This is a genomic window from Paraburkholderia sp. BL10I2N1 (assembly GCF_004361815.1).
In the GTDB taxonomy this organism is placed as follows: Bacteria; Pseudomonadota; Gammaproteobacteria; order Burkholderiales; family Burkholderiaceae; genus Paraburkholderia.
On record NZ_SNWA01000001.1, the window covers coordinates 3,991,513 to 4,002,961 of the forward strand.

General features: G+C 62.6%; 14 protein-coding genes. 4 read left to right on the forward strand and 10 right to left on the reverse strand.

The window, feature by feature from the left end; genetic code table 11:
* The first annotated feature begins 49 nt into the window (after window positions 1–49).
* Both B0G77_RS18470 and B0G77_RS18475 read left to right on the forward strand, forming a co-directional pair.
* On the forward strand, window positions 50–1,216 hold the full coding sequence (locus B0G77_RS18470) for a C40 family peptidase (protein WP_133663409.1): 1,167 nt from the start codon (window positions 50–52) through the stop codon (window positions 1,214–1,216).
* Between the two features lie 98 nt (window positions 1,217–1,314).
* Window positions 1,315–2,121, forward strand: coding sequence for an SDR family oxidoreductase (locus B0G77_RS18475; protein WP_133663410.1), 807 nt, complete (start codon window positions 1,315–1,317; stop codon window positions 2,119–2,121).
* A 27-nt stretch (window positions 2,122–2,148) separates the two neighbouring features.
* Here the strand turns inward: B0G77_RS18475 and B0G77_RS18480 are convergent, their stop codons facing one another.
* The 9 genes from B0G77_RS18480 to B0G77_RS18520 all read right to left on the reverse strand — a co-directional run bounded on the left by B0G77_RS18480 (window position 2,149) and on the right by B0G77_RS18520 (window position 8,903).
* A complete protein-coding gene (locus tag B0G77_RS18480) occupies window positions 2,149–3,159 on the reverse strand; it encodes an inorganic phosphate transporter (RefSeq protein ID WP_133663411.1) in 1,011 nt (336 codons plus the stop codon).
* Between the two features lies 1 nt (window position 3,160).
* On the reverse strand, window positions 3,161–3,787 hold the full coding sequence (locus B0G77_RS18485; protein ID WP_133663412.1) for a DUF47 domain-containing protein: 627 nt from the start codon (window positions 3,785–3,787) through the stop codon (window positions 3,161–3,163).
* Between the two features lie 117 nt (window positions 3,788–3,904).
* Window positions 3,905–5,290 (reverse strand): replicative DNA helicase, encoded by a 1,386-nt coding sequence (locus B0G77_RS18490; protein WP_133663413.1) that lies wholly within the window; start codon window positions 5,288–5,290, stop codon window positions 3,905–3,907.
* Between the two features lie 124 nt (window positions 5,291–5,414).
* Window positions 5,415–5,867: a 50S ribosomal protein L9 gene (rplI, locus tag B0G77_RS18495; RefSeq protein ID WP_133663414.1), complete on the reverse strand. Its 453-nt coding sequence runs from the start codon at window positions 5,865–5,867 to the stop codon at window positions 5,415–5,417.
* Window positions 5,868–5,894: 27 nt separating this feature from the next.
* A complete protein-coding gene (rpsR, locus tag B0G77_RS18500) occupies window positions 5,895–6,170 on the reverse strand; it encodes a 30S ribosomal protein S18 (RefSeq protein ID WP_133663415.1) in 276 nt (91 codons plus the stop codon).
* A 2-nt stretch (window positions 6,171–6,172) separates the two neighbouring features.
* The gene (gene priB, locus B0G77_RS18505; protein ID WP_133663416.1) at window positions 6,173–6,472 is read right to left on the reverse strand and encodes a primosomal replication protein N; all 300 of its coding nucleotides are present in this window, start codon (window positions 6,470–6,472) and stop codon (window positions 6,173–6,175) included.
* Window positions 6,473–6,518: 46 nt separating this feature from the next.
* Entirely contained in the window at window positions 6,519–6,893 is a 375-nt protein-coding gene (gene rpsF / locus B0G77_RS18510; protein ID WP_133663417.1) for a 30S ribosomal protein S6, read from the reverse strand.
* A gap of 236 nt (window positions 6,894–7,129) precedes the next feature.
* Window positions 7,130–7,981: an anti-sigma factor gene (locus B0G77_RS18515; RefSeq protein ID WP_133663418.1), complete on the reverse strand. Its 852-nt coding sequence runs from the start codon at window positions 7,979–7,981 to the stop codon at window positions 7,130–7,132.
* Entirely contained in the window at window positions 7,971–8,903 is a 933-nt protein-coding gene (locus B0G77_RS18520) for an RNA polymerase sigma factor (RefSeq protein WP_133663419.1), read from the reverse strand. Before B0G77_RS18520 ends, B0G77_RS18515 begins: the two co-directional genes overlap by 11 nt.
* Window positions 8,904–9,047: 144 nt before the next feature.
* Here B0G77_RS18520 and B0G77_RS18525 point away from each other — a divergent pair, with 144 nt between their 5' ends.
* Together B0G77_RS18525 and B0G77_RS18530 are read left to right on the forward strand one after the other, a co-directional pair.
* Complete coding sequence (locus B0G77_RS18525; RefSeq protein ID WP_133663420.1) at window positions 9,048–9,944, forward strand: metallophosphoesterase; 897 nt, start codon at window positions 9,048–9,050, stop codon at window positions 9,942–9,944.
* 11 nt (window positions 9,945–9,955) lie between these two features.
* Window positions 9,956–10,345: a cupredoxin domain-containing protein gene (locus tag B0G77_RS18530; protein ID WP_133663421.1), complete on the forward strand. Its 390-nt coding sequence runs from the start codon at window positions 9,956–9,958 to the stop codon at window positions 10,343–10,345.
* 40 nt (window positions 10,346–10,385) lie between these two features.
* Here the strand turns inward: B0G77_RS18530 and B0G77_RS18535 are convergent, their stop codons facing one another.
* The gene (locus B0G77_RS18535; RefSeq protein ID WP_133663422.1) at window positions 10,386–11,297 is read right to left on the reverse strand and encodes a LysR family transcriptional regulator; all 912 of its coding nucleotides are present in this window, start codon (window positions 11,295–11,297) and stop codon (window positions 10,386–10,388) included.
* Between the last annotated feature and the right edge of the window lie 152 nt (window positions 11,298–11,449).

Genomic DNA, 11,449 nt, shown 5'->3' on the forward strand with positions numbered 1-11,449 from the left:
ATCGCCACATCTTCGCTTTAAGCGGACGTTTACGCTCGTCTGTGTGTCCATGCGCCGACTCTGGTTCCCGCTGCTGATCGCGCTTCTGCTCGCTGCATGCTCCGGCGCGCCGCAGAAGGTCTCGCGCGGGCCGGCCACCGAGAGCGAAGACGCCTATCGCACCACCCCATCCGGCTTCCCGAACTTCGTCGACCACAGCGTCGGTCGTGAGGAAATCTCGATCCAGGCCATGAGCCTCGTTGGTGTACCGTACCGATGGGGCGGCAATACGCCGGACAGCGGCTTCGACTGCAGCGGGCTCGTGCGTTATGTAGTAGCGCGGGCGGCCTCGGTGAGTCTGCCTCGTACAACAGCGGACATAAGCGGGCGCGGCGAATCGATCGAACCCGACGAGATCGCCACCGGGGACCTGATTTTCTTCAATACAACGGGTCGGCCACATTCGCATGTCGGCATTTACGTCGGCAAGCTGCGCTTTGTAAACGCGCCATCGACTGGCGGTACCGTCAGGCTCGACTACTTGACGAATCCCTACTGGGCGAAGCGGTTTGACGGCATCCGGCGAGTCGCACCGCCCGCCCGCAACCCTGCTCCGTTCGACACGCCAACGTGGCAGGCGTCGAATGAGCCGGATAAAGCCCCTTCGATGACGCAACCGCCTGTTAGCCAGGCTGCGTCCGGAGCTGCGCCGACCGTGACGACTTCGTCGCCACTTTCAGCGCGTGTATCGGCTGCTTCGTTCCAGACACCGTCCGCCACCGGCTCGACCTCGACAGCCATTTCCGTCACGGCCCAACCCGCTGCTGCGTCCAGCGACCCGTTTGAACCTCCCCCGCCGGGCTTGAGCGCGGCGCAGATGCAGGCTCGTGCCGCCGGGGCCATCGCATCTTCCGTTGTCCCGGCGCCCCGTGCGCAAGAAGGTTCGGGCACCCTCGCGTCCACGCAGGCAAGCACGCCAGCACCCGTCCGGGTCGCGCCCGAAGCCTCCGCGGAACACGCTGCGGCCAATGCGCCGGACGCCATCGACGCCGCCGCCGACGCCTTCGAGCCCCCGCCGCCCGCGGCAGTCGCCGTGCGTCAGGCACAGCAGGCGCAGCAATCCGGCGCGGCCGGTGAAGTGCAGGTCATGCGCGCCTCCACGACTTCCCGCCCCGCCCCCGCTGCGACCCACACCAACGACGATCCTATCGCCCGCTTCGCCAACGGCAGTTTCTGACTTTCAGATCGCACAGTCCATAGACCGTTCGGCCAATTCCCCGGAGACCCGGGCCTCTGCTATCGTTGCCCATATTCTCCGACCGCAGGGTGGCAACCATGGATCTCGGGCTCAAAGACAAGGTGGTACTGATTACCGGCGGCAGCAAGGGTATCGGGCTGGCCTGCGCCCGGGCGTTCGCCACTGAAGGCGCGAGAGTTGCGATCGTGTCGCGCGATCCCGCCAATCTGGCCCGCGCCCGCGAACAGTTGACGAATGAAGGTCTGCACGTGCATTTAACCCGCGCTGACCTGCACGAACCGCATAGCGCCGCCGACGTGGTCGAGGAAGTCAGCGAGGCTGTAGGCCCGATCGAGATCCTGATCAACAGCGCGGGCGCGGCGAAGCGCTACGACCCCGAAACGCTCGACGCTGCTGCGTTCAAGGCGACGATGGAAGCCAAATACTTTCCGTACATCTACCCGCAGCAGGAAGTATTGCGGCGTATGGTAGAGCGCGTAAAAGCGCGCGGCACGGCTGAACCCGGCGCCATCGTCAACGTCATCGGGATGGGCGGCAAGATCGCGAGCGATATCCACATCGCTGGGGGCGCCGCGAATGCCGCGCTGATGCTGGCGACAGTCGGGCTCGCGCATTACTACGGGCGCTACGGAATCCGGATCAACGCGATCAATCCAGGGGCAACGTTCACGCAAAGAGTGGAAGAGGCGCTGAAACTGGAAGCCGACCAGCAAGGCATCGGCACAGATGAAGCACTCGCGCGCGGTCAGGCCAAGGTGCCGCTCGGGCGATATGCGAAACCGGAAGAAATTGCGGACGTCGCCCTGTTTCTGGCTAGCCGCCGCGCGAGTTATGTCACGGGGGCGATTGTTCCGATGGACGGAGGTAGCGCGCCGCTGATCTGATGCGGCGCGCCAGCCATCCGGCATGCTTTACATCAGACGATGGGCGAGCCACCAGCTGGCCGCAGCGAGCACCGCCGAAGCAGGAATGGTGAGTATCCATGCCCACACGATGTTACCTGCTACGCCCCAGCGCACCGCGCTCAGCTTCTGCGTGGCGCCAACGCCGACAATCGCGCCGGTAATCGTATGAGTGGTGGACACCGGAATACCCAGCCAGGAGGCGGTGAACAGCGTAATCGCACCGCCCGTTTCCGCACAGAACCCACCAACCGGCTTGAGCTTTGTGATCTTCTGCCCCATCGTGCGGACGATGCGCCAGCCGCCGAACAGCGTACCGAGCCCCATCGACAGATAGCAGCCGCCGATCACCCAGATCGGCGGTGCTGCGGCGGTGGCCGATGCATAGCCGGTCGCGATCAGCAGCATCCAGATGATGCCGATGGTCTTCTGCGCATCGTTGCCACCGTGTCCAAGGCTATACAGCCCGGCCGAAACCAGCTGCATACGGCGGAACCGCCGGTCGACCTTGCTTGGCGGTGTCCGGAAGTAAAGCCACGACACCGCCAGCATGAAAAATGACCCGAGCACGAAGCCGAGAAGCGGCGAAACGAAGATGAACGCGATCGTCTTCAGCAGACCGTCGAAGTTGAGCGCACCCCACCCCGACTTGGCAAGCGCCGATCCCACCAGACCGCCAATCAGCGCATGCGATGAACTCGACGGAATGCCGTAGTGCCACGTCACGATATTCCAGCCAATCGCACCAACGAGCGCGCCGAACACGACGTAGTGGTCAACGATGGCTGGATCGATCGTGCCGCGCCCGACCGTCTCCGCAACCTTCAAGTGGAAAATGAAGTACGCAATAACGTTAAATGCTGCGGCAAACGCAACAGCCTGCTGGGGCTTGAGCACACCGGTCGAAACGACGGTCGCGATCGAGTTCGCGGCGTCGTGAAAACCGTTCATGAAATCGAAGACCAGCGCGACGACGACGAGGGTGGCGACCACCCAGATGGCGAGTTGAATCGACTGCATCTCAGGCGTTTTCCAGCACGATGCCTTCGATGATGTTCGCCACATCCTCGCACTTGTCGGTGATCGTCTCGAGCAATTCGTAGATTGCCTTGAGCTTGATCAGGGTCTTCACGTTGTCTTCCTCGCGGAAGAGCTTCGACATCGCGGAACGCAGCACGCGATCGGCTTCCGATTCCAGCCGATCGATTTCCTCGCACGCCTTCAGGATCTGTCTTGCCTGCTTCATGTCGGAGAGCATGCCGACGGCTTGCTGCACGCGCTCCGATGTCGCCGTGCAGATGTGCGCCAGTTGGCTCGCTTCGGACGTCACCGCCTGCACGTCATAGAGCGAAATAGCCGTCGCGACGTCCTCCATCAGGTCGAGGATGTCGTCCATCGTCGTGATCAGCTTGTGGATTTCGTCGCGATCAAGCGGCGTGATGAAGGTCTTGTGCAGCAGATCGATGGCTTCGTGCGTGAGTTTGTCAGCCGCTTTTTCGGCCTTCTGCACGTTCTGCTTGTGAATCTCGGCGTCCGACAGGTTATCGATTAGCAGCTCGAGTTCGCGGCTCGCCGAGACAATGCAATTTGCGTGCGCATTGAAAATATCAAAGAACTTGCCCTCGGTGGGCATGAAACGACCGAACATTGGGATCCCGGAAATTGGTCACGGTTGTGGCTGACATAAAGCCGCAGCATTGTACCGTTCCGGAACCAGCGTCGCATTTTTGAAAGCATCGTTACAACAGCCCGCGCAGATATGGCTTTACTCGCTGTAGAAATTCTGCGCACCGGCAAAATTATCGAATTTCGTGAATTGGCCATGGAACGTGAGCCGAACGGGTCCGATCGGACCGTTACGTTGTTTGCCGATGATAATTTCTGCGGTGCCCTTATCCGGGCTGTCCGGGTTGTAGACCTCGTCCCGATAAATAAAGAGAATCACGTCCGCGTCCTGCTCGATAGCACCCGATTCACGCAAATCCGACATCACCGGCCGCTTGTTGGGCCGCTGCTCAAGACCGCGGTTCAGCTGAGACAGCGCGATCACCGGGACGTCGAGTTCCTTCGCCAAACTCTTCAGTGATCGGGAGATTTCCGAAATTTCAGTCGCCCGGTTTTCACCTTGCGACGATCCGCTCATCAGTTGGAGGTAGTCGATGATGATGAGACCCAGTTTGCCGCATTGACGCGAAAGCCGCCGCGCGCGCGAACGAAGTTCCATCGGATTCAGGCCACCGGTTTCGTCAATGAAAATCTGCGCCTCGCTCATCTTCTGCACGGCGTGCGTCAGCTTCGGCCAGTCTTCGTCCGTCAGACGCCCGGTTCGCATGCGGTGCTGATCCAGCCTGCCGACCGAACCGAGCATACGCATCGTCAGCTGGGTACCCGGCATTTCCATCGAAAACACGGCGACCGGAAGACCATATTCGACCGCCACGTATTCGCCGACGTTCATCGAAAACGCGGTCTTACCCATCGACGGCCGCCCAGCGACGATGATCAGTTCGCCACCGTGCATGCCCGACGTCATCCTGTCGAGATCAACGAAGCCCGTCGGCGTGCCAGTCACATCGCTTGAGTTAGCCGTGTGGTACAGGGTGTCGATCCGTTCCACCACCTGCGTCAACAATGGCCCGATTTCGAGAAAGCCCTGAGTGCCGCGTGCGCCGTCTTCGGCAATCGAAAACACTTTCGATTCAGCCTCGTCGAGCAGTTGCCGGACTTCCTTGCCCTGCGGGTTGAAGGCATCGGCGGAAATCTCGTCGGCGACCGAAACGAGGCGCCGCAACACCGCTCGATCCCGCACGATTTCCGCGTAGCGGCGGATATTGGCGGCGCTCGGCGTGTTTTGCGCGAGCGCGTTCAGATACGCGAGGCCGCCGACCTCCTCCGCCTTGCCGGACGTGCCGAGCGCTTCGTACACAGTGATCACGTCGGCCGGACGCGTTGCCGCGATCAGCTTGCCGATATGCTCGAAGATGATCCGATGGTCGTAGCGGTAGAAATCGCTCTGAGACAGGAAATCCGCGATGCGGTCCCATGCAGCGTTATCGAGCAACAAGCCGCCGAGCACGGACTGCTCGGCCTCGATCGAGTGCGGCGGGACTTTCAGCGATTCGAGTTGGGGATCTTTCGACGGTGCGTTCATGGAGACGAATTATCGGGCAAATGCGGTTATCAGGAAACCGGAACGCGGAAACAAAAAAACGGGAGCCGGTTGCCCGACTCCCGCTTTTTTTGCCAGAAACGACCTGGCGAATACTGCCCGGTACTTAGACGTGTTCGCCCAGCACCGACACCGTCACGTCGACTAGAACATCGGTGTGCAGCGAAATCTGCACCGGATGATCGCCGACCATTTTCAGCGGGCCTTCCGGCAGACGCACTTGAGCCTTTTCCACTGTGAAGCCTTGCTTGACCAGTGCGTCAGCGATGTCGGCGTTTGTCACCGAGCCGAACAGACGGCCGTCGACGCCAGCCTTCTGGCCAATCTGAACGGTCGAGCCGGCCATCTTTTCGCCTTGAGCCTGAGCGGCTGCCAGCTTTTCAGCAGCAACCTTTTCCAGTTCTGCACGGCGGACTTCGAATTCAGCGATCGCTTCCTTCGTTGCACGGCGAGCCTGCTTTTTCGGGATCAGGAAGTTACGTGCGTAACCGTCCTTCACCTTGACGATGTCGCCGAGATTGCCCAGGTTGACGACTTTTTCGAGAAGAATGATTTGCATTCGGATGCTCCTTGTTGCGTCGTCGGGTTAGGCCTTGTGCTGGTCGGTGTACGGCATGAGCGCGAGGAAACGTGCGCGCTTGATTGCCGTATCCAACTGGCGTTGATAGTGCGACTTCGTACCCGTAAGACGCGCCGGCGTGATCTTGCCGTTTTCGCCGATGAAGTCCTTCAGCGTTTCGAGGTCCTTGTAGTCGATCTGGTCGACGCCAGCGGCCGTGAAACGGCAGAACTTCTTGCGCTTGAAGAGCGGATTTTGTTGCTGACGACGCTTGTCGAATTTCTTACCAGTCGGGCGGGGCATGTTCAGTCCTTTCCAATGTCCTGCAATTCTGTGATGTGAAATACCAGGGTTCTGGCGTTGCGGCTCTTTTTTGCCAGGAAGCCGGTGAAGAGCGTTTCGACGCCCATCGCACAGCTTTCCAGCTTGCCGCTCGCCTCGCCGGCGGCCACCGCCGACATCGTCAGTTCGACCTGCCGTGCAATACCGGCTTCGACGACTTCGGTGCGGTGATGCAACGTACAACCTGCAATCGGAACGCCAGCGGGGGTATACCGCACCGGTTCGCGTTCAACGACGCTGGCCATGAGTTGCAGCCTGTTCATGAGAGCGACGCGAGTTTTCCGTAACCTGGTAGCTTAAATAACTGTATTAAGCCTGCGCTTCGGATGCTTGCGTAGCAGCCGACTTCTTGGCTTCTTCGCGCTGCACTTCCTTCATCATCGGCGACGGACCGGTTTCGGCCTTCTTCATCTTGACGATGAGGTGGCGCAGAACCGCGTCGTTGAACTTGAACGCATGTTCGAGTTCGTCGAGCGTAGCCTGGTCGCACTCGATGTTCATGCAGACGTAGTGAGCCTTCGCGAGTTTCTCGATCATGTAGGCCAGTTGGCGACGGCCCCAGTCTTCGATGCGGTGGATCTGGCCACCGTGCGACGTGATCGTGCTCTTGTAACGCTCGATCATAGCGGGCACCTGCTCGCTCTGATCGGGATGCACGATAAAGACGATTTCATAATGACGCATACACACTCCTTGTGGATTAAAGCCACCCGGGCGTCGGAACCGGTGTGGCAAGTGAGAAGCCGGAGAGTGTAACCCGAATGGGGTCAGCACGCAAGGTGTGCGTTGAATTTCCGTGCTGATTCGGCCGTGTTTTCAACGGCTTAGGAGCCAAAGCGGCCCCGGTCGCGCGCAAAGGCCACGCTTTTCCGTGACGCCAGCCCCAGGCACCGCCTGCCACACTGGCTGCCGGACGCCGGTCAGCCCGGCATTTCGCCCCGCGCGCCGCCGTGCAGACGGGCGTTCAGCGCCACCTTGAACGCCGCCAGCGAGTCAGGCGCGGCATCCGTGATCGCCCACCACACCATGCCGTCGTCACGCCAGCGGGCGAGCGAGTATCCGTCGCGAACAACCGTCGACGCTGGACTTTCTGCACCCGGGTCGGTCTCGGGGAAGACGTACACGTCGAGGACGTGCTTGCGGTAATGGTACGTCAGCACCGCCACCCGGCGATGTCCGACGTAGTCCAGCCGTCCGCCCACCAGCGTAAAGCCGCTCGCGGCCAGATCCTCGACCGGCGGTGCATAGTCGAGCCGCCCGTTGAACCACGGCTTTACTGTGTGCTGGTCGGAGGAAACGACATCGATCTCCCGCCCCGACAACTGCGCTCGCACATGGCTCGCGACGAGTTCATCGACAAGCGGCCCCGCGTCGGCCGGACGTCGCAGCGTCAACGTGACACCGGCGACCACGGCGCACAGCGCGATCAGCAGCGTGGCGAGCCAGCCGGCGCCGACCGTGTCGCCCGCCGGCGCGCCGAATATGCCGCCACCCAGCCCGCGCGCGCCGCCAAACAAAGGGAACCGCCAACGTCGGCGCCGCTGCGGCAACGAGGTCGGCGGCAGATCGGCGACGATGCGAGCCCGCAGCGCATCTGACGCGCGATGATAGTTCGCCTGACGGACGTTACGGCTAACCGCCCGAACGATCCCCGCCTCGCGACGGCATGCTTGGCACCCGTCGATGTGCTGCTGGACGCGCCGGTCGTCAGCCGCCGAAAGTTCGCAATCGGCGCTCGCATCAAGCAGAGGACGCGCTTCCTTACAGTCCATCCGGCGCCTCCCCGTTCGTGCGGGCCACTCCGCCGCTCTGGTCGGCGAGGCCATCCGGCGCGCGTCCCCGGAGCGAGGACCGTGTACCTCCCGGCTGCCCCGTCTGCGCGCCGGACAAACCGGTCTGCGCGTCAGGCGCAGTTCCTGTTGCGCCGCGCACAGGTGCTTGCGATCGAGCCGCGTCCCATTCATCCCGGCCCCGGCCATCGTGTCCGCACGAAGCATCGAGTGGCAATCCGGCCTGGTTGCCATTCACGTCGACGTCGTCGGCGTGGCTGCCTGGCTGCCGCGCTGCCGGGGCGCCTTCATCATTCCCTGCTGCGGCGCCCTTTCGCTGCCGCGCCGGTCCGGACTCGCGCGCCTCGAGCGCGGTCAACGCCGCGGCCAGCTTGCGACGGCCGCGCGCAAGCCGCGACATCACCGTGCCGACCGGCAGATCGGCAATCGTCGCGATCTCCCGATAGCTCAACTCCTCCAGCTCCCGCAGAATCAGCACCTCGCGATACTCGACCGGCAACCGCTCCAGCGCGGCGTGCACGAGTCGGCTGTCTTCCTCGCGGATCGCCAAGGTCTGCGGATCGACGCTCGCGGGACTCCAGCCGTCGATGGCGGCCTCTTCCTGCGAGTCGTCGAATCCGCCCACTTCGTGCGCCGACGCACGCCGGCGCCACTCCGTGTACCACGTGCGCCGCACGATCGCGAGCAGCCACGGGCGAGCACTGTCGCCACGGAAGGTATCGAAGAAGCGGAACGCGCGCATAAAGGCTTCCTGAACGACGTCGTCAGCGTCGCTGGCATTGCCGCACAACCAGCGCGCAAGGTTGTAGGCGGCATCGAGATGCGGTAGCGCCAGTTGCTGGAACCGTCGACTGCGCGCGGCCTGGTCGTACGTTCCAGCAGCGTTTCTTTCGGTCTCACCCACGCAGGCCCTCCCGGCTTTACGGCTGCAATACCGGCCATCCGTCAAGTTTATTCCCGCTTTCTCGCGCGGCAGGCACAAATAAATCCGGAATAAAATTCGCCTCGCGCCGGTCGACAGGAAATGCTCACCCCATGAGGAGCCGCCATGACGACCCGCCTGAACCAGCTCAAACGGCGCGATTTTTTGCGCCTTGCCGCCTTCGGCGGCGCAGCCCTCGCGTCCGCCCTGCCCGGCTGGACGTACGGGCGCGACGACGATTTCTTCTTCGTGCAGCTCTCCGATGCCCACTGGGGTTTCGAAGGCCCGGCCGTCAATCCCGACGCGAAGGGTACGCTGCCCAAAGCGATCGCCGCGGTAAACGCTCTACCCACCGCGCCGGATTTCGTCATCTTCACCGGCGACCTGACGCACACCACCGACGACACCGCCGTGCGCCACGAGCGCATGCGCCAGTTCCAGTCGATCGTCAGCAAGCTCAACGTCAAGCCGCTCTACCTGATGCCGGGCGAGCACGACGCGAGCCTCGACAACGGCGCGGCGTATCGCGAGCATTTCGGCGACACGCACTACACGTTCGACCATAAGGGCGTGCATTTCATCACGCTCGACAACGTGTCCGATCCAGCGGGCAAGGTCGGCGCCGAACAGATCGCGTGGCTTGCCGCCGATCTGGCGCAGCAGCCTGAACACGCGCGCATTGTCGTGTTCACGCACCGGCCGCTCTTCGATCTCGCGCCGCAGTGGGACTGGGCGACGCGGGACGGCGCACAGGTCATCGACGTTCTTGCGCAGCACTACAACGTCACCGTGTTCTACGGTCACATCCATCAGGAGAATCATGCGATGACGGGAAACATCGCGCACCACTCGGCGCGCTCGCTGATGTTTCCGCTGCCCGCGCCGGGGTCGCAGCCAAAGCGCCTGCCGGTGCCGTGGGACGCGTCCGCGCCTTATCGGGGGCTCGGCTGGCGGCAGATCGAAGTGGGCGGGACGGCCGGCGCGTTTGCGCTCAATGAAATGCCGATCCGCGACATCTCGTGAGGAGACCGACCATGCACGCAAACGCAAGCCTCGGGGATCAAACGCGCGTCACGCGTCGCCACTGGTTGATGCTCGCAGGTGCAGGCGCGGTCACGGCGCTGATCCGCTTCGATGCCAAAGCTGCGGAGCCGCGCGTCATCAAGGTTCATGCGCGCAGATTCACGTTCACGCCGAACCGCATTACGCTCGCGCCTCACGAACAGGTCATCTTCGAAGTCACTGCTGAGGATACCGTGATGGGGTTCTCGGTTCCGCAGTTCGGCGTGCGCGCCGACGTGCCGCCGGGCGCGACCGTGCGTGTGCCGGCTCAGGCCGCCGAGGCGGGCAACGTCGAATTTCTGTGCGACATCTTCTGCGGCTCGGGGCACGAAACGATGAACGGCACAATCGTCGTCGGCTGAAGGATGGGGCGGGCGTGATGCGAGGCTGCGGCAGCCCGCGTCACGCCACGCCGCTCCAGTAGCCCGGACGCGCGTACACCTCTTTCAGATAGTCGATGAAGTACCGCACCCTTGCCGGCACATAACGCTGCTGCGGATAGACGGCGAGGATGTCGTAATCGGGCAGTGCGAATTCGTCGAGGACGGTTTCGAGTTCGCCACGTGCAATCTGCTGCTGCACCTCCCAGGTCGAACGCCAGCCGAGACCGAGCCCTTCCGCCACCCAGCGGTGCAGCAGTTCGCCGTCGTTGCAGTCGAGCGTGCCGCCGACGCGCACCGTCGCGAGCTTGCCGTTGCGTCGAAAGTACCAGCCGCGGTTCTGGCCGCCCTGCAGGTTGAACGCGAGACAGTTGTGCTGTGGAAGGTCTTCGAGCGTCTTTGGCCGCCCGTGCCGGCGGAAATATTCGGGCGTGCCGCACACCACCCGCCGGTTCGACGCGAGCTTCACCGCGACGAAATTCGGATCGACCGCCCCGCCAATCCGAATCGACAGGTCATAGCCTTCGCGCACGAGATCGACCACGCGATCCGTCAGATTGAACGAAAGCTGCAGTTCCGGCTTGTCGGACAAAAACGCGGGCGCGAGCGGGGCAACATGTTTGCGGCCAAAAGCCGCCGGCGCCGAGACGATCAGGTGCCCCGTCACTGCGCGCCGTCCGGCCGTCAGTTCGTTTTCCGCCTGATCCCATTCGGTGAGAAGCCCGCGGCACCGCTCGAGAAATGCCGCGCCTTCTTCGCTGACCACGAGCCGCCGGGTCGAGCGATACATCAGCTTCACGCCAAGCCGCTTCTCGAGCGCGTCGATGCGCCGGCCGAGAATCACCGGCGACACGCCCTCTTCCAGCGCGGCGGAGGCAAGGCTGCCCGCGTCGGCGACGCGCACGAAGGTCTCGATCTGCTTGAAGCGGTCCATGGTCATCTCCAGCCTTGCCTGGCGGTGGTGGCAGCAAACGCCCGGTCATCCCGCGCCTGATGGGCCCCACCGCATTCAGTACTTTTTGTTTCGAAATAAGCGACCTGAACGGATCTTATCAAACCTTTAGGTGAAGCTTAAAGTGCCTCTCA